This is a genomic window from Trichocoleus sp. FACHB-591 (assembly GCF_014695845.1).
Lineage (GTDB): Bacteria > Cyanobacteriota > Cyanobacteriia > FACHB-46 > FACHB-46 > Trichocoleus.
Map to the genome: position 1 here is coordinate 57,107 of NZ_JACJPA010000110.1, position 16,785 is coordinate 73,891.

A 16,785-nucleotide genomic window follows, 5' to 3' on the forward strand; every position below is an offset into this window, starting at 1 on the left:
TTTAACCCGCTATGTCTAATCTTGAGTCTCTGTCTGTTTGCTCCGCCCCAGCTACTACAGCACCAGTGGCAGACGATCTCAATTGCAAAGACCAGCACCCGGTGAATCTGAGCCATGTGCGGCAACTACATCGAGATATTCTAAGCGTGGATAAAGCCCAACGCATGGCAGAATTTTTTGGGTTATTAGGAGATGCTAACCGCCTGCGAATTGTCTCGGCTTTGGCAGTCCAAGAGTTATGTGTGTGCGATCTCGCTGCTGCTGTCAAAATGAGTGAGTCAGCGGTATCGCACCAGTTGCGGGCTTTGCGGACTATGCGCTTGGTGGGTTATCGAAAGCAAGGTCGCAATGTTTTTTATTGCCTCAAAGATAGCCACGTGCTGAACTTATATCGAGAGGTGGCTGATCATTTGGATGAACCGGAAGACTAAATTAAGCTCCACTATCACCGTCTTGTAAAGAGCAGTGAGCTATCTCAGAGGGCCAGACTTACTCTTCGCCGCCTTGGATTTTGAGCAATAGGAAACCCATGCCTAACCCGACCAAGATCAAGGTAAAGGACAAAACAGCTGCATTGAGAATTTCACCATTCATTGCTTTAATGCTCCTTGTTAAACCCGCAGTCAGTATTTTAGAACAGTTTGACCCCTAATCCTTGCTCTGAGTATCGGCAAGCTCCCAGGTTCTATGAGGATTCAATCTACTCCAATTGCTCTGCCTACAACAGCGTTGCCACAGCGTCCTCGGTTGGCTGTAACGTTAGGTGATCCGGCGGGAATTGGTCCCGAGGTTGTTTTAAAAGCATTGGCTGACCCTAGTCTGACCTCAACCTGCGAGATCACGGTGGTAGGCAGCCAAAGATTACTACGCCAAGCCTATCTGCAATTGAAGCGGCAACAGAGTTTGGGCGATCGCGAAGCTGAACCCCTAGCAGATCCAGATCAACTTTTGATTTTAGATTTGCCTCTGGATGAAGCAACTGAGTGCCAAATCACGGTAGGAACTGGCAATGCTGCTAGTGGAGCTGCAAGTTTTGCTTATTTAGAAACGGCAATCGCTCGGACGTTGGCAGGAGAGTTTGATGGTATCGTCACAGCTCCCATTGCCAAGTCAGCCTGGAAAGCAGCAAGGCATGAGTATCCTGGGCAGACAGAATTGCTGGCAGAGCGCTCTGGAACTCAACGCTTCGGGATGTTGTTCGTAGCGCGATCGCCTCACAGTAATTGGACCCTACGAACGCTGCTTGCAACCACTCACATCCCGCTCCGTCAAGTGCCTGATGTTCTAACGTCAGAGTTGATGACCGCTAAGTTAGAGCTATTAGCAGCATGCTTACAACAGGATTTTGGTCTCAGTAACCCTCGAATTGCGATCGCTGGTCTTAATCCTCATAGCGGTGAGCAAGGCCAGTTAGGTCGAGAAGAGCAGGAGTGGCTGATTCCGTGGTTAGCGCAAGCCCGTCGTCAGTGGCCGCAGTTACAACTCGAAGGTCCAGTCCCTCCGGATACGCTTTGGGTGAAGCCTGGACAAGCTTGGTATGGTGCCGCTGGTGCAGATTCCTCGGCTCATGATGCTTACTTAGCGCTGTATCACGACCAAGGCTTAATTCCTGTCAAGTTGCTAGCTTTTGACCGAGCTATTAACACAACGATTGGTCTACCCTTTGTCCGCACGTCTCCCGATCACGGTACTGCTTTTGATATTGCGGGTCGAGGAGTTGCCAACGCTAACAGTATGAAAGCTGCGGTGCAATTGGCAGCGGAATTAGCGAGGCGCAGAATGAAGTCTTTTCCATCAACCTAAATAAACGCACCTGATCTGGGTATTGCTAATGAAGCCCAGACAATGATGGCAGTACTAGCTCGATCCAGTGCAGCGATCGCCCTGCCATTTGTTAAGACAGATTGAGTGCGGTGTAGATATGTTAAGTTGGCGCTAAGTTTTTGGAACTTGAGGTCATTCTAGACCCATAAGACTCATAAATCTGAAGCTGCAAACTTGCTCCAATCAAACTAAATCTGTCTCAAGACAGTGTAATTGCGAAAATAAACATGCAGAAAACATCAACCTTTAATGACTTTTGCAATGTTTATTAATATAATCGAGTAAAAACTAGCGTGAAAATAAAAAACATTCAGTATAGCTGATTACAAAGTTATCTGAGCTACAAATTTTCTAACTACGTTATTTTGTTTGGATCCTTTGTAGTTTTCCAGTTGCGCTCAAAAGGGTAAATATGATTCAGTCCATTCAATACTCTATTAACTTGATTCAAGATGAAGCATTGCACCTGGTGCAGCAAGGCGTTGTAAGTCGTCAGCAGCCGATTTATGCCCTGTGCAAATACATTCCAGCCCGTGAATGGGCCTTGGTGGAATGCGAACTAGAGCGCAGCAATTTCTTGCTCAGAGACCGCATTGGAGATCTGATTAGCTGCGAAAGTTGGGAAAACGACTAAATAATCCCTAAATATCAAGTCTAGACGTCTGATCCGAAGACGCCTCACTCGCTATATTTCTCCTGTGAGATGAGCCAGTTAATTTGAAAAGGCGATCGCTACAACCCTACTATTCGGCTGGGTTTTGACTCCTAAGTTTCTCCAATTCAGTTCGAATTGCAGCAATTTGGGCAGTTAATTCTTGCAACTCAAGCTGCACATCTGGAGGGGCAGCTGGGGTAGCTGTACCAGTGCTTGTCTGAGCTTGAGTCGTAGCATCGTAAGGCGGCTGAGCTTGTTGACGCTGGCGCTGCTCTAAGATCGTATCAACAAAGTTGCGGGCTTCTTGCTCGGTCATAGCGCCCTTAGCATCCCATTCCTCTGCCAACTGACTGAGGTCAGTTCTTAGCTGGCTCAAGTTTTGCTCCCGCTTTTGGGGATCTTGCAACACTTCAATCAAGGAAGTAGTTGCCCCGAGGGTCACCCGTAATCCTTTTTGCAGTAAGTAAGTCAGATTATTAGAATCCATTGGTAGGAATTAAGTGCTAATGGTGATTGGTTGCCTCGATTTTACTGTAAGTCACGATTAGGCAACCTGCTCTAGGTACTGATTTACGTCTTCGACTAAACGCGTTAGTTCTGTTTCGGTTGTTAAACGAATGCGATCGTCGCGTAACGTGACTAGTACTTTGGCGGCAAAGGGAGTAGGCCAAATGTTGGGATTACAAAAGATTTCTAAAAACACATCCCCGGTGTAACGATACTCGACTGATTTCTGTGGATTAGGTCTGCCACCTGGAGTAGTAGTTGCTGAAACAGTTTTCAAGCTTTCTAACAGTCCTGTTAAAGTAGCTTTTAACTCTTGGGCCGCCTGAGCCGTAAAACTAAAAGCAACAGAGCCTTCGCCCAAATTGAGAGTGAGTAGAGTCGCAGCCATAATCGGTCTATTTTGAGAGTCTGAGTGTTTATCGTACCGGGGAAACGGTCTGCACAATACTAGTGATCTGAACAGATATCTCATTTAGACTGAAGGCCAGAGAACTCTGATCCGGTTTCAGGAGAGTTCGATCATGGTCGTTGACAACCGTTCACAAGTTCGCAAGGTATTGCTCATTACCTTGGTGCTCAATCTATTTGTGATGCTCTTAAAGGCAGTGGTGGGATGGTCCACAGGTTCGCTGAGCTTGCTGGCTGATGCTTTGCATAGCGTCACAGACAGCGTCAACAATGTTTTGGGATTAGTAGCTAGTCGTTTTTCCTCTCCCGAACCCGATCGCGATCATCCCTATGGTCATCAGAAATTTGAAGCTGTGGGTGCTTTAGGAATTGCAGCTTTTTTGGGGATCGCTTGCTTCGAGATTTTGCAAGGAACGGTCGAACGATTACTCCAAGGTAGTCAGCCCGTCACAATCTCAGCCTCCGAGTTGTGGCTCTTGCTGGCGGTATTGGGGATCAATATTTTTGTCACTTTTTATGAGCGGGCAGTCGGGCAACGAGTCAACAGCCCCATTCTGATTGCTGATGCCCAACACACCATGAGCGATGTTTGGGTAACGATTAGTGTACTGGCTGGTTTGGTCGGGATTTGGGCTTGGAATCTGCAATGGCTAGACTTGGTATTGTCGTTTCCAGTGGCGGTTCTAGTATTTAGTAGTGGTTGGTCAGTGTTGCGGTCTAACTTGCCTTGGCTAGTGGATGAAATGGCGATCGCTCCAGAAGCCATTCACGCGATCGCGGCCCAAGTTCCTGGCGTGATCAACTGTCACAGTATTGCTTCAAGAGGAGTCTTAGGTCGGCAAGTCTTCATCGAAATGCATTTGATTGTGGATGCTGCGGATGTTGAAACCGCCCACCAAATTACCGAAGCCATAGAAGCACGACTCGAAGAACGATATGGTCCAGCGCGAATTAATATTCACGTGGAGCCTCCTGCCTACATGTCTAACCAGATTAGTTACGAAAATGATTTGTCTTAATTACCGACTTGGTGCTTAAAAACAAAAATCTGCATCTCATGAGGAAAGGCAAGGGTTAGATTTCCCATGGAAGCTTTTAATTAATTTTTAATAAACAGTTAATAAAGACTATAGTTTTCCACAGATCAAGGGGTTTTTCCACAGATTTAGCCCTGTTTTCCACAAAAAATTTATAAGAGTTATGGTGCCGCTATTTATTTCTTTAATAGCAGCACCCTATTTATTAGCAGTGATTAGCGAGATGGATCTGTAGAGTAGAACCTAGCTGATAAGCAGAATTAGCTATCTCGGGTCATCTCGGCATCGCAATAAGTGAACCAGTAGAAGCTAGAGCGCATCTATTCCCACTCGATTGTGCCGGGGGGCTTAGAGGTAATGTCATAAACTACCCGATTGACGCCGGGTACCTCGTTCACAATCCGATTGGAAATGGTTTCTAGCAGATCGTAGGGAACGCGAGACCAGTCTGCGGTCATGCCATCTTCGCTGGAAACCAATCGCAGGACAATGGGGTAAGCGTAGGTTCTTTGGTCACCCATGACACCCACACTGCGAACTGGCAGCAATACAGCAAAGGCTTGCCAGAAATCATGGTAAATGCCGCGCCGATTAATTTCTTGACGCACAATTAAATCTGCGTCACGGAGAATTTCTAAGCGCTCTTCGGTGATTTCTCCTAGGATGCGGATGGCGAGACCAGGCCCAGGAAAGGGATGCCGCTGCACAATTTCTTCAGGTAAACCAACGGAGCGGCCCAACTTCCGCACTTCATCCTTAAACAATTTGCGGAGGGGTTCAACCAGCTTGAAGCACAAGTCTTTAGGTAAGCCACCGACGTTGTGATGACTCTTGATTTTGACTGCTACCCGTTCGCCTGTCTTTGGATCGACATTAGTATCCGCAGACTCAATCACATCCGGGTAGAGAGTACCCTGAGCTAAGTAGTCGAAAGGCCCTAGCCGTCTGGATTCTTCTTCAAATACGCGGATGAACTCATGACCAATCCGCTTGCGCTTTTCTTCGGGATCGGTAATTCCATCCACTGCGGCTAAGAAGCGCTCGCGGGCATTGACGTAGGCAACATTGATGTGGAATTGCTCCTCAAACAGCTTCACCAATCGTTCTGGCTCATACTTCCGCATGAAACCTTGATCGATAAACATACAAGTGAGCTGATCGCCGATGGCTCGGTGCATCAAGAAGGCTAACGTCGAAGAGTCAACGCCGCCAGAGAGAGCCAGCAACACTCGCTTATCACCAACTTTGGCCCGAATTTCCCGAATCGATTGCTCAACGAAAGCAGCCGTGGTCCAAGTCGGTTCGGCTTGGCAGATGTGATAAACAAAGTTGCGAATCAGCGGCATGCCGCCGAGGGAATGCACCACTTCTGGGTGGAATTGCACGCCATACAGCTTCCTCTCGTGGTGAGCGATCGCCGCACAGGGAGTATTATCTGTGTGCGCCAGCAACTCAAAGCCATCTGGTAACTTGGCTACCGAGTCACCATGACTCATCCACATCGTGGTGCCATCGTCCACATTGGTCAGCAAGTCCGTGGGATCATCAATCACGAGGGCTGCTTTGCCATATTCCCCGCGCTCGGCCCGTTCCACTTCGCCACCGAGCTGTTGCACCATCAACTGCATGCCATAGCAGACTCCCAGAACTGGGATGCCTAACTGCCAAATCTCTGGGTCACAGTGAGGAGCGCCCTGGTCATAGACCGAGCTAGGACCACCAGAGAGAATAATGCCTTTGGGGTTGAGCTGCCGTAGCTGTTCTGCCGTAGTGCGATAAGAGATCACCTCAGAGTAAACCTGAGTTTCGCGAATCCGACGAGCAATCAGCTCTGAGTACTGAGAGCCGAAGTCTAAAATGACAATAATTTGCCGATCCAGCTGTTTTAAATCTTCAGCTTGAATCACTGGTTCAGTCTGTAGAGTCACGGACGTATCCTGATGCAGTTGGGGTAGATGTAGAGTAAACCCTTGCTATGGCGTGCCTAAAGCACAAAAGCAATGCCAAAAACGAATCCTAAAAATTTCTTTACTTTTAAATCAAGTGTACGCGCATTTAAGCTAGATTAACAGACTTGGGACAATAATTTCTGCGCGATTTCGCTTTGCACTAAAATCTGGCGATCGCGACCGAACAAAATAGAACCAACTTCGACTGGACGCTCGCTGTGGGTGTAGATGTAGGCTTGACAACGTTGATCAATTTGTTGGGCGATCGCGCCATAAACTTGTTGCACCCAATTAGTGCCAGAGCTGGTGTCGAGCGATCGCAAATGGTTTAAGGCAGCTTCAGCCGTAGCGCTGGCAAATATGGTGGGTAGAGTTTGACTGGGTAGGCCTAGATTAGCGCAGTGAGCGGTCAAGATTTCTAGTCGTCCGTCAGCAACGTGGTGATGCGTGTGAAAAATGCCGCCAGCCAACTTGATCAACTTGCCGTGGTAGCCAAATAACAACACCGCTTGCACTCCTGCTAAGCCTGCTTCAACTAGCATGGGGCCAATCCAATTCGCAGTTTTAACCAAGCGATTCCGATTAATGCCTATCTGAGTGGCTAAGTCCAAGCCATTTTCGCCCACGCAAAAGACCAAACCATCGAAATAAGATTGCTTGGCATGTAGCGCTTCCCGAAAGGCTTCAAGTTGTCCGGGAGCGCTCAAGGGCTGGGAAATACCTGTGGTGCCAAGAAGAGATAATCCTTCCACAACCCCAAAAGCCGCGTTAGAAGTGCGTTCTGCCAAAGTCCGTCCCTCTGGCAAAATAATCGTGACTCGAATTTTTTCACCTGACGTTAACTGCCGCTCCAAGTTAGTGTGCAGAAGCCGCTGAGCATAGGCATAGATCGCCGCCTGATTCTCTTGGTCTTCTGCCTTAATCTGTCGCCCTACCCCTTCTCCACCCTGGAGCACAACTGCCTCTGGCTGATTTGGCTCTCCCCGCTCGACTAAAGCCCAAATAGGGGTATCGCGAGTCAGGTCTAAGTTATCGCCGGGGTCACTATGGGCGATCGCTAGAGCCGCGTTGGACGTGAGTCCAGCCACCTGAGCAATGGGAATTGTCACCGTTTCAGCAGGCTCAACTAAATCTAGGTCAACGGAAGGGATGCTTTGAGGGCCTCGGTGGAGCCATCGTAAGGCAGCGATCGCGGCAGCGGTAGCAAAAACAGGCAGCGTGTATCCAGCTCGTAATTCGGTCAAGTAAAAAATCCTCAGTCCAACTCCGTGAATATACTTTTGTGACAAAAATCACGAAAAGTAAGTGATTGATCACAGTTTCTTTATAAGAATTTTAGGTTCAGATTGGATATGGAGGAGTCTGTCCTCTGGCAGTTGGGGTTTCAACGTCCAGCCTCAATGCCGCCTCTCTTGTGACGTTTCCTGGAGACCCCAATGAAAACCGTCATAAACTCGACTACGAATACTCTTAACTCCGATGCGATCGGCGTAGAAGAGGAGGCAACAACCCATACTGTTGTGCTGCAACCCCAGGGTTGCTTAAACACGGCTAGTAGTCCAGGATTTCAACAGGAGCTAGAGCAGGCACTGGCAGGGACAGCGAGTGCAGTGATTGTAGATTTGTTGCATGTAGAGGCAGTAGAGCCAGCAGGAGTGAGCGTCCTGTTAGCAGGAATTAAGCTGGCGACGAGCTTGAACAAATCTCTATCTATCTGGTCTATGAGCCGGGTGACGCGGGTGGCCTTGGAAACGGAGTGGGGCCGTCAGCGTGCCGTGACTTTGGGAACTTGGAGCGACTTGTGCAAGCAGGAATTTGAGCTGTTTTTGCGTACCAACAGTTGGGCTCGGAAACAATCAGTGGCAGCTCAAGCAGTAGCGGCTCAATCGGCGGCTAAAATCCCGGTAAACATCCCTGTTCCGCGACGCATGAGTTATGTAGCTGGCAATACTGACCTAGAAATGCGAACGCAGCAGACTGCTTAGGACCATGTACAGCCTAGAACCTTTGGGCAAGCGGCTGAGAGGTTTAGGAATTATTGCAATAGTTTGAGAAAGATATCTTTCGCCTGGATGGTGTTTAGGAGCGATCGCCCAAAATACTGTCAAAAGAATTGAGCAGCCTTAACCACAGGCTGATGGTATTGTGCCTACAAACTTAGTAAAAATATTTAACAAATCAAGATTTCTAGCTTCAGCATGCTGAGACAAGCAGTGGATTTGACAACTGTTGAGGTGGCAGCGGTTCCTGTGTCTGGGATTTTAGATCCGGTTGCCTATCCGGAACCTATAACGATCTCTCGCAAACCTTCTAAGCAAGCAATTCGGACTAGCCTCAGAGCCTCCACCCTAGATGGTGTTTTTGCGACCATCTTCTCTAATGTCGCAGGTGGGGTTTTACTCAGCAACTTCTTGGTAGAGCTGGATGCCAGCCCTGTCGAGCTAGGAATGTTGGCCTCAATTCCACTGCTAGCAAATCTGCTGCAACCTTTGGGAGCTTACTTAGCCAACCGCACTACCAGTCGCCACCGCTACGGTTTGTGGATTTATGCTCCGGCTAGATTGCTCTGGTTAATTCTTGTCCTGGGCATTGGAGTCGCCAGTCTTCAGCCAACTCCTCCCCATCTTTTAGTGCAATGGGCTTTGGCGATCGTCGTGCTGACTCATTTCTTAGGGGCTCTGGGGGGAGCCTCTTGGTTCAGTTGGGTGGCAGCTCTAGTGCCTCGGCAATTGCGCGGTCGCTATTTTGGCATTCGCAATAGTGCCATTAGCTTGACTAACCTGCTTAGTGTCCCTTTAGTGGGGCTGGCGGTGACGGCTTGGCCAGGAGGTAGCATCCAGGGATATGGAGTGTTGCTATTCTTGGGCGTGATTGTCGGGCTGGTTAGCATCGGGTTTCAGTACTGGATGGTGGATGTCAATCCTCAAGCGCAGCAACAGGAACATGCTGAGTCATTGGCCCAGGAATCTGCTGATTTGGATGCAGTTGCAGCTGAGACTTCTAAGAGTAAAAGCTTTTGGCAAGACAGAAACTTCTTGATGTTCTTGCTCTACTTTGCCTTGTGGAGTTTCTCAGTCAACTTAAGCGCTCCTTTTTTTAACATTTATCTGTTGGATACCCTGTCCTTAGATGTCAATTGGGTGACTACTTATACGAGCCTGGGAGCGGGAGCTAATTTACTCATGCTGGTGCTGTGGGGCAGATTAGCCGATCGCATTGGGAATCGACCCATCCTTGTATTAGTGGGCATTTTAGTTGCGGTTACTCCCTTGCTGTGGCTGGGGACAGGGACTGATTTAACATCCCTACTCGTTTGGTTTCCGCTACTGCATATTCTGGCGGGAGGTACTTGGGCCGCGATCGATCTGTGCATCAATAACATTCAGCTAGGAGTTGCACCCGTCCAGCATCAGGCTACCTATTTCGCGATCGCCGGAGCCGTAGCAGGAGTCAGCGGAGCCTTAGGAACAACCGCAGGAGGATTTCTGATCGAGTTCACCAACTCTGGTGGCATCTTGGGACTGTTTGCCCTCTCCAGCGTCATTCGCTTAGCGGCAATTTTGCCCTTGCTGTTTGTTCGGGAGCAACGTCCACGTTCAGTTCGCCAGGCGGTGCAAGCTCTCGCACAGGGTTTGAGTAACGCCTTGAGAATACCAAGGCGCTCGCCCTTGCTCCTCAAACCACAAGCTGTAGCAGTAGAAGCCACGACCTTCCCAGATCAGGCACAATAAAGACATCCATTACCTATTCCTGACTCAATAGAATAGGTTGTCTGGGGATACCAGTTGTAGATGAATCAGGTAGATTACCTTCGCATCAGCTTGATCGATCGCTGCAACTTCCGGTGCCTTTACTGCATGCCGGAGGGTACAGACTTAGAGTACGCACTTCAGCAAAACTTGCTAACTCATGCTGAGTTGCTCACTTTAATCAACGAAGTGTTTGTTCCAGTTGGGTTTACTCGGTTTCGCTTGACCGGAGGCGAACCCTTGATTCGTCCAGGGGTGGTGGATATTGTCAGGGCGATCGCGGCTTTGCCAGAAACTCAGGATCTGTCTATGACCACCAATGGTTTCTTGTTGGCAGATTTAGCGCAGGATCTTTACGATGCGGGTTTACGGCGAATCAATATTAGTTTGGATTCTCTAGAGCCAGAAACCTTTGACAAGATTATTGGCCATCGGGGGCGATCGCGTTGGCAGCAAGTTTGGGATGGTATTCAAGCGGCTCATCAAGTTGGGTTTAACCCACTGAAGCTGAATGTCGTGGTGATTCCGGGCGTAAATGACCAAGAAGTTTTAGACTTGGCGGCTCTGAGCCTCGATCGCGAGTGGCACATCCGGTTTATTGAATTTATGCCGATTGGCAATGCTTCTTTGTTTGGCGATCGCGGTTGGATTGCTTCAGAGGAATTAAGACAGCAGATTCGCGATCGCTGGGGTCTGACGGAAGGGGAAGTGCGAGGAAATGGCCCTGCTGATGTCTTTCGCATTCCTGGCGCGCAAGGAACCCTGGGCTTTATTAGTCAAATGTCTGAGTGTTTTTGCGATCGCTGCAACCGGATGCGACTCTCTGCCGACGGTTGGCTCCGCCCCTGCCTGCTGAACGAAGATGAGCAAGTTGACTTAAAAACTGCTTTGCGTTCTGGGGTCCCTACCGCTCAGCTACGCGCCCAAGTCAGAAAACTTCTGCAACTGAAGCCCGAAATTAACTTCAAGCAACGCGACTCTGGAACTCAATCGGGTGCTTATAGTCGCACCATGTCGCAAATTGGCGGCTAATCCAAAATAATCCAAAAACTAAGGTTTAAAAAATCAAAAGCTCCCAAATGACGGTTCGGGAGCTGCTGATCAAATATTTCAATGCCGCGGTAACACAAGAATGCTGAAAAGAGTTCTGAACGATTAAGCTTGGCGAGAGTAGTACTCAACCACAAGCAGTTCGTTGACTTGGAGTGCGATCCATTCCCGCTCAATCACACCATTCACCTTGCCAGTGAGTTTGCCTTTGTCGAACTCTAAGTGGCTAGGTAGGTGAGCGAGGCCAGGATACTGTAGATTTTGTTCAATCAACTGACGAGAGCGATCGCGGTCTCTAACACCAATGACTTCGCCGGGACGGCACTGGTAGCTAGCAATATCTACGGGACGACCATTCACAGTGATGTGACCGTGGTTGACCAACTGACGTGCAGCAGGAATCGTAGGAGCCATACCGAGACGAAAAACGGTATTGTCCAGGCGCATTTCTAGCAACTGCAACAGGGTTTGTCCGGTAGAACCCGCAGCCCGACGAGCTTTCCGCACATAGCGAAGCAGCTGTCTCTCGGTGATACCGTAGTTGAAGCGCAGCTTTTGCTTTTCTTCTAGACGGACACCGTATTCAGATTTCTTCTTGCGTTCTTGACCGTGCTGTCCAGGTGGATACGCCTTTCTGGGAGACTTCCGAGTCAAGCCAGGTAGGTCACCCAAACGACGCACAACTCTGAGGCGAGCGCCTCTATATCGCGACATGTAGCTTCCTCAAACTAAAATTTACCCAAAGATCCCAGTATAGACCCTGTTTTAAGAACAAGAAAGAGGCTATGTCAAATTAGTCTGTAGCTGCTTGTTGTGCCGTCGTTCAGGACTGTCAGCGAGAAATACAGACAAAACCAAGCGACTTAAAATGGAATTTATGAAGCGCTTAGTCATCGGCTTGATCCGGGGTTATCAGATTTTAGTTTCGCCACTGCTGCTGCCTGCTTGCCGCTTTCACCCGACTTGCTCTCAGTATGCGTTGGAAGCGGTAGAGCGGTTTGGCCCTTGGCGAGGTGGTGGATTAGCACTGCGCCGAATTGCTCGCTGTCACCCTTTCCATCCCGGTGGCTATGATCCAGTCCCTCCCGTAACGCCTGCTACTGATATCAATACTGATGCAGATGATGAACCCAGTCTCTGAGCCGATCGTCAAAGACTTGGTGCTAGTGGGTGGAGGTCATAGCCATGCGCTCGCCTTGCGCATGCTGGGTATGCAGCCTCTTTCTGGAGTGCGGATTACGCTCCTGACAGAAGCCTCAGACACTCCCTATTCTGGGATGCTGCCTGGACATATTGCAGGCTTTTATGGCCACGATGAATGCCATATCGACCTGCGGCCCCTCGCTCAGTTTGCTCAAGCGCAACTGTATCTCGATCGCGTGGTGGGCTTGGACTTACCAAACAAGCGAGTGATTTGTGCCCATCGTCCGCCTGTAGCTTTTGATGTCGTTTCTATTGATATTGGCAGTACCCCGACGATTCCAGATATTGCTAGGGCTGTGGAGTCGAGCATTCCGGTCAAGCCAATTCGTCGCTTTTTAGAACATTGGGATCAGCTGATTGAACAGGTGTCAGAAAATCCTGAGCAACCAATCTGCATCGGAATTATCGGAGGTGGTGCAGGTGGCGTGGAACTGTCGCTAGCAGTCCAGCGGCATTTGCACAAAGTTTTGAGGCGATCGCAACAAGCCACAGAAAATCTAACCCTACACCTATTTCAGCGTGGAACCGTCTTGATGCCAGGATATAGCCGTTGGGTGGGCGATCGCTTCCACAAAATCCTGACTCAGCGAGGCATTCATCTCCACCTCGGAGAAACGGTCGTTGAAGTTCAGGCGCATCAAGTCAAGTGTGAGTCGGGGTTGACGGTGGCTTGTGACCATACTTTTTGGGTCACGCAGGCTGCGGCACCAAATTGGGTCAAAGCATCTAGCTTAGCCACCGATGCTCAAGGCTTTATTGGAGTAGATGAAAATCTGCGATCGCTCTCTCATCCCTTTGTGTTTGCGGCAGGCGACATCGCCACAGTGAAAAATCATCCCCGACCCAAAGCTGGGGTGTTTGCAGTGCGTCAAGGCAAGCCACTGTTTGAGAATTTGCGCCGCACCTTACTGGGTCATCCGCTCAAGCCCTACATTCCCCAGAAGCGTTACCTCAGCTTAATCGGCACCAGTGAGGACTCTGACTCTAATCAACACAATCGCGCGATCGCCTCATGGGGATCGTTGGGGTACGAGGCTCCTTGGTTGTGGCAACTCAAAGACGCGATCGATCGGCGGTTTATGGAGCGCTTCAGTCAACTGCCAGAAATGACTCACCAACCAGCGACAGGTGTAGCAGACCCATTGGTGCCAGAACCTAACAGTAAAATTCAAAATCTCATGCGGTGTGGTGGGTGTGGGGCCAAGGTTGGTAGCAGCGTTTTAGAGCGAGTCCTCCAGCGCATTCAGCAAGAATACCCCCAGCCCAGCGATCGCGCCGATATTCTCATCGGGTTAGATGCCCCGGATGATGCAGCCGTCTTGCAAATACCTGCTGACTGCGTTTTGGTACAAACCATTGATTACTTCCGTTCCTTAATCAACGACCCATTTGTGTTTGGTCAAATCAGCGCCAACCATTGCCTCAGCGATATTTTTGCGATGGGAGCCATGCCTCAAAGTGCTTTAGCGATCGCGACGGTTCCCTACGCCCTGGAAGCCAAGGTGGAGGAAACGCTCTACCAGTTGCTAGCGGGTGCTTTAAAGGTTTTACATCAGGCAGGAGCAGCTTTAATTGGTGGTCACACGACAGAAGGAGCAGAATTGGCTTTTGGCCTAACTTGCAACGGTTTGGCTGAGCGCGATCGCCTTTTGAGAAAAACGGGAATGCAGCCCGGACAAGCTCTGATTCTGACAAAAGCGTTGGGGACGGGAGCCTTGTTTGCAGCAGATATGCAGCGCCAAGCCAAAGGTCGTTGGATTGATGCCGCCGTTGAGTCGATGTTGCAGTCGAATCAAGCGGCGGCTGAGTGTCTGATGCAGCACCAAGCCAGCGCTTGCACAGATATTACGGGGTTTGGGCTGTTAGGACACTTGGCTGAGATGACCCAAGCTTCTCAAGTTGCGGTGGAACTAAAGCTGGAAGCGATCCCATTGTTGGCAGGGGCCAGAACGGTTGTAGAACAAGGTATTGTCAGTTCTCTGCAACCCCAAAACGTACGAGCCGCCTTGAAGGTGCAAAATTGGTCTAAAGTTAGCGATCGCCCAGAAGCCACTTTATTATTTGATCCCCAAACTTCCGGGGGTCTGCTTGCTGCTGTTCCGGCAGAACGAGCCAGCGATTGTATTAGCGCTCTCCAGTCATTGGGTTATCAGCAAAGTCGGCCGATCGGCGGCGTTCTCTCCTCCATTTCATCCCCTGAGCCGATTACGATCGAACTGTAGGGTTGCTTGCTGTTTGGTTTGATTCATGCCCCAAATCGTTGATGTTGCTGAGTTTTTGCATTGCCCTGGCCTGATTCTGGATGTTCGCAGTCCAGGGGAATTTTTTCAGGCGCACGTTCCGGGTGCGCAGAGTTTCCCGTTGTTTAGTAATGACGAACGGGCCGAGGTGGGTACGTGCTACAAACGGCAGGGACAAGAAACAGCGATTGAATTAGGACTGGCGATCGTCGGTCCCAAACTCGCTGGTTTTGTGACTCAAGCCAAAGCCCTAGCCCCTGATCGTCGGGTGCGATTGCACTGCTGGCGAGGCGGGATGCGGAGCAACAGTATGGCTTGGCTCTTGGAAACGGCAGGATTTCAAGTCACTCTGCTGCGCGGTGGCTATAAAGCTTTTCGTCATTGGGTGCGCTCCACCTTGGCTACTCCAAAAACTTTGGCAATTTTGGGAGGGATGACAGGCACTGGCAAGACAGAAATCTTAGCGGCCCTGGCAGAACAGGGAGAGCAAGTTCTGGACTTAGAAAACTTAGCGAACCATCGAGGCAGTAGCTACGGCAGTTTGGGGTTGCCCGCTCAACCCACGACGGAGCAATTTGAGAATCACATTGCTTTGGTTTGGAGCCAATTTAATCACCAACGGCCTGTGTGGATTGAGGCGGAAAGTCGGCGGATTGGGCTGTGTCGGATTCCAGACGAAATCTTTCAGCAAATGCTCCAAGCCCCTGTGTTGCAAATTCTGCGATCGCGCCCTAAACGAATTGAGATTTTGCGCCAGGTCTATGGTTCGGTCAAATCAGAACAACTCATAGAAGCCACGGAACGTCTACGAAAAAAGCTAGGTGGCTTGCGGACTCAACAAGCCGTTGAAGCGATTCATCAAGGTGACTTGACTACTGCAATTGATTTAGTTTTGGACTATTACGACAAAACCTATACCCATGATTTGCAACGGCGAGGTGTCCCGATTCATTCGATAGACATTGCCGATGCTTCCCCAGCCACTAGCGCCACGCTGTTAATGGAAAAAACTCAGGATTGGTTGATCACTTCTCAAACAACGCCTATCAGTATTACTGCCACTTAATGACCTCAGACGTTAAAGTCCACAATCTACCTCTGGAATCGCGCTTCTCTCTTAGTGATTTAGCTATATTGATTTGGCTATATAGGGTGTTATGGAAAAGCCTTCTAATCTGTTGGTTAAATTTAGCCAGCGCTTATTCAAAGATGAAGTTTATCAAGAGAAGTTTATCGATGCTTTGGTGAATCCTAAGCCCTTCAATCCAGCAATTTTGTGGTGCCAGTCCCAGCCTGAGATATCACCATTTAAATTAGCGCCACCGACGCTTTGGCAACCAAAATTCATTGAACGATTGGTCTTAGATGAAAAGCCAGGCAAGCATCCTCTCCATGATGCTGGAAATTTCTATTGCCTAGATTTTTCTTCAATTTTTGCTGCTTCTACCTTATTGACCATCGAGCAACCTGTTGATCTAATTTTGGATATGTGTGCCTCACCGGGAGGCAAAAGTGTCTTTGCTTGGACTGCACTACAACCTCGGTTGCTGATTAGTAATGAGGTGATTGGTAAGCGTAAGGGAGCTTTGATTTCTAATCTAAAACGCTGCCATATTAGCCCTGCGATCGCCCTTAGTTTAGATTCGCAAGTGCTGGCTGAGCTAGCTCCTAATACTGCTCAAGTGGTGTTAGTAGATGCGCCTTGTACAGGTCAATCTTTATTGGCAAAAGGAAGTAAAGCCCCTGGCTGCTTCCATCCGATTTTGATTAATAAAAATGCCAATCGGCAAAAGCGAATTCTGGCAAACTCAGCAAAGTTGGTCGCTCCTCAAGGCTATTTAGCTTATATGACTTGTGCTTACTCACCGGAGGAAAATGAGCAGGTGAGCGATTGGTTCTTAACTAAATTCCCTCAGTTTCAAGCTTTGGTCGTCCCCCATTTGGTTGCGGCTCAGTCCCACTTAACAGATATTCCTTGCTATCGCATGTGGCCACATTCAGGTTTAGGGGCAGGAGCCTTTACAATTCTGTTCAAAAACATGGAAGAGGGCACAAGGAGCGAGCTTCCTACCGAATTTTTGGAACGTCCTGACTTTATTTATCTTTAGCCACTCGCTGAGGCAATCCCAAAGGACTGCCCCATAGTTTTGCCCTCAGCTTGCC

At 49.2% G+C, this 16,785-nt stretch carries 17 protein-coding genes; 11 read left to right on the plus strand and 6 right to left on the minus strand.

Features of this window, described 5'->3' with window-relative positions; all coding sequences use genetic code 11:
• Positions 1-11: 11 nt before the first annotated feature.
• The gene (locus H6F90_RS23680; RefSeq protein WP_190554572.1) at positions 12-431 is read left to right on the plus strand and encodes a helix-turn-helix transcriptional regulator; all 420 of its coding nucleotides are present in this window, start codon (positions 12-14) and stop codon (positions 429-431) included.
• 58 nt (positions 432-489) lie between these two features.
• Here H6F90_RS23680 and H6F90_RS23685 read toward each other — a convergent pair whose 3' ends face one another.
• Positions 490-594, minus strand: a complete 105-nt coding sequence (locus H6F90_RS23685; RefSeq protein WP_190434035.1) for a PetM family cytochrome b6-f complex subunit 7 — start codon at positions 592-594, stop codon at positions 490-492.
• A gap of 93 nt (positions 595-687) precedes the next feature.
• Between H6F90_RS23685 and pdxA the strand changes: the two genes are divergently transcribed.
• Both pdxA and H6F90_RS23695 read left to right on the plus strand, forming a co-directional pair.
• Positions 688-1,803 carry a 4-hydroxythreonine-4-phosphate dehydrogenase PdxA gene (gene pdxA, locus H6F90_RS23690; RefSeq protein WP_190554573.1) on the plus strand — a complete coding sequence of 372 codons (1,116 nt, stop codon included), beginning with the start codon at positions 688-690 and terminating at the stop codon, positions 1,801-1,803.
• A 433-nt stretch (positions 1,804-2,236) separates the two neighbouring features.
• Complete coding sequence (locus H6F90_RS23695; RefSeq protein WP_190434031.1) at positions 2,237-2,458, plus strand: DUF4327 family protein; 222 nt, start codon at positions 2,237-2,239, stop codon at positions 2,456-2,458.
• Between the two features lie 109 nt (positions 2,459-2,567).
• Here the strand turns inward: H6F90_RS23695 and H6F90_RS23700 are convergent, their stop codons facing one another.
• Both H6F90_RS23700 and H6F90_RS23705 read right to left on the minus strand, forming a co-directional pair.
• Positions 2,568-2,966: a hypothetical protein gene (locus H6F90_RS23700; RefSeq protein ID WP_190554574.1), complete on the minus strand. Its 399-nt coding sequence runs from the start codon at positions 2,964-2,966 to the stop codon at positions 2,568-2,570.
• Positions 2,967-3,023: 57 nt separating this feature from the next.
• On the minus strand, positions 3,024-3,374 hold the full coding sequence (locus tag H6F90_RS23705) for a hypothetical protein (RefSeq protein ID WP_190554575.1): 351 nt from the start codon (positions 3,372-3,374) through the stop codon (positions 3,024-3,026).
• A 133-nt stretch (positions 3,375-3,507) separates the two neighbouring features.
• Between H6F90_RS23705 and H6F90_RS23710 the strand changes: the two genes are divergently transcribed.
• Entirely contained in the window at positions 3,508-4,413 is a 906-nt protein-coding gene (locus H6F90_RS23710) for a cation diffusion facilitator family transporter (RefSeq protein WP_190554576.1), read from the plus strand.
• Positions 4,414-4,751: 338 nt separating this feature from the next.
• Here H6F90_RS23710 and guaA read toward each other — a convergent pair whose 3' ends face one another.
• Together guaA and cbiD are read right to left on the minus strand one after the other, a co-directional pair.
• Positions 4,752-6,311, minus strand: coding sequence for a glutamine-hydrolyzing GMP synthase (gene guaA, locus H6F90_RS23715; protein ID WP_206756204.1), 1,560 nt, complete (start codon positions 6,309-6,311; stop codon positions 4,752-4,754).
• Between the two features lie 185 nt (positions 6,312-6,496).
• Positions 6,497-7,624 carry a cobalt-precorrin-5B (C(1))-methyltransferase CbiD gene (gene cbiD / locus H6F90_RS23720; RefSeq protein ID WP_190554578.1) on the minus strand — a complete coding sequence of 376 codons (1,128 nt, stop codon included), beginning with the start codon at positions 7,622-7,624 and terminating at the stop codon, positions 6,497-6,499.
• A 192-nt stretch (positions 7,625-7,816) separates the two neighbouring features.
• On the opposite strand from cbiD, the gene H6F90_RS23725 reads away from it, so the two are divergent.
• The 3 genes from H6F90_RS23725 (at position 7,817) to moaA (ending at position 11,161) form a co-directional block, all read left to right on the plus strand.
• The gene (locus tag H6F90_RS23725; protein WP_190554579.1) at positions 7,817-8,365 is read left to right on the plus strand and encodes an STAS domain-containing protein; all 549 of its coding nucleotides are present in this window, start codon (positions 7,817-7,819) and stop codon (positions 8,363-8,365) included.
• Between the two features lie 213 nt (positions 8,366-8,578).
• Positions 8,579-10,111, plus strand: coding sequence for an MFS transporter (locus H6F90_RS23730; RefSeq protein WP_190554580.1), 1,533 nt, complete (start codon positions 8,579-8,581; stop codon positions 10,109-10,111).
• A gap of 60 nt (positions 10,112-10,171) precedes the next feature.
• A complete protein-coding gene (gene moaA / locus H6F90_RS23735) occupies positions 10,172-11,161 on the plus strand; it encodes a GTP 3',8-cyclase MoaA (RefSeq protein WP_190554581.1) in 990 nt (329 codons plus the stop codon).
• A 123-nt stretch (positions 11,162-11,284) separates the two neighbouring features.
• On the opposite strand, the gene rpsD is transcribed toward moaA, so the two are convergent.
• Positions 11,285-11,893 (minus strand): 30S ribosomal protein S4, encoded by a 609-nt coding sequence (rpsD, locus tag H6F90_RS23740; protein WP_190434012.1) that lies wholly within the window; start codon positions 11,891-11,893, stop codon positions 11,285-11,287.
• Between the two features lie 154 nt (positions 11,894-12,047).
• Between rpsD and yidD the strand changes: the two genes are divergently transcribed.
• From yidD to H6F90_RS23760, 4 genes are all read left to right on the plus strand, one after another.
• A complete protein-coding gene (gene yidD / locus H6F90_RS23745; protein WP_190554582.1) occupies positions 12,048-12,320 on the plus strand; it encodes a membrane protein insertion efficiency factor YidD in 273 nt (90 codons plus the stop codon).
• Positions 12,301-14,604 (plus strand): selenide, water dikinase SelD, encoded by a 2,304-nt coding sequence (gene selD / locus H6F90_RS23750; RefSeq protein WP_242024610.1) that lies wholly within the window; start codon positions 12,301-12,303, stop codon positions 14,602-14,604. The genes yidD and selD overlap by 20 nt, the downstream gene beginning before the upstream one ends.
• Before the next feature lie 25 nt (positions 14,605-14,629).
• Positions 14,630-15,688, plus strand: coding sequence for a tRNA 2-selenouridine(34) synthase MnmH (gene mnmH / locus H6F90_RS23755; RefSeq protein ID WP_190554583.1), 1,059 nt, complete (start codon positions 14,630-14,632; stop codon positions 15,686-15,688).
• A gap of 91 nt (positions 15,689-15,779) precedes the next feature.
• Positions 15,780-16,730 (plus strand): RsmB/NOP family class I SAM-dependent RNA methyltransferase, encoded by a 951-nt coding sequence (locus H6F90_RS23760; protein WP_190554584.1) that lies wholly within the window; start codon positions 15,780-15,782, stop codon positions 16,728-16,730.
• The last annotated feature ends 55 nt before the right edge of the window (positions 16,731-16,785 follow it).

Bases quoted from the DNA above. Each gene is read 5' to 3' on its own strand.
- mnmH (WP_190554583.1), top strand. From the start codon at position 14,630: ATGCCCCAAATCGTTGATGTTGCTGAGTTTTTGCATTGCCCTGGCCTG.
- H6F90_RS23725 (WP_190554579.1), top strand. From the start codon at position 7,817: ATGAAAACCGTCATAAACTCGACTACGAATACTCTTAACTCCGATGCG.
- H6F90_RS23700 (WP_190554574.1), bottom strand. From the start codon at position 2,966: ATGGATTCTAATAATCTGACTTACTTACTGCAAAAAGGATTACGGGTG.
- selD (WP_242024610.1), top strand. From the start codon at position 12,301: ATGATGAACCCAGTCTCTGAGCCGATCGTCAAAGACTTGGTGCTAGTG.
- H6F90_RS23710 (WP_190554576.1), top strand. From the start codon at position 3,508: ATGGTCGTTGACAACCGTTCACAAGTTCGCAAGGTATTGCTCATTACC.
- pdxA (WP_190554573.1), top strand. From the start codon at position 688: ATGAGGATTCAATCTACTCCAATTGCTCTGCCTACAACAGCGTTGCCA.
- H6F90_RS23685 (WP_190434035.1), bottom strand. From the start codon at position 594: ATGAATGGTGAAATTCTCAATGCAGCTGTTTTGTCCTTTACCTTGATC.
- rpsD (WP_190434012.1), bottom strand. From the start codon at position 11,893: ATGTCGCGATATAGAGGCGCTCGCCTCAGAGTTGTGCGTCGTTTGGGT.
- H6F90_RS23730 (WP_190554580.1), top strand. From the start codon at position 8,579: ATGCTGAGACAAGCAGTGGATTTGACAACTGTTGAGGTGGCAGCGGTT.
- H6F90_RS23695 (WP_190434031.1), top strand. From the start codon at position 2,237: ATGATTCAGTCCATTCAATACTCTATTAACTTGATTCAAGATGAAGCA.
- moaA (WP_190554581.1), top strand. From the start codon at position 10,172: ATGAATCAGGTAGATTACCTTCGCATCAGCTTGATCGATCGCTGCAAC.
- H6F90_RS23705 (WP_190554575.1), bottom strand. From the start codon at position 3,374: ATGGCTGCGACTCTACTCACTCTCAATTTGGGCGAAGGCTCTGTTGCT.
- H6F90_RS23680 (WP_190554572.1), top strand. From the start codon at position 12: ATGTCTAATCTTGAGTCTCTGTCTGTTTGCTCCGCCCCAGCTACTACA.
- yidD (WP_190554582.1), top strand. From the start codon at position 12,048: ATGGAATTTATGAAGCGCTTAGTCATCGGCTTGATCCGGGGTTATCAG.
- H6F90_RS23760 (WP_190554584.1), top strand. From the start codon at position 15,780: ATGGAAAAGCCTTCTAATCTGTTGGTTAAATTTAGCCAGCGCTTATTC.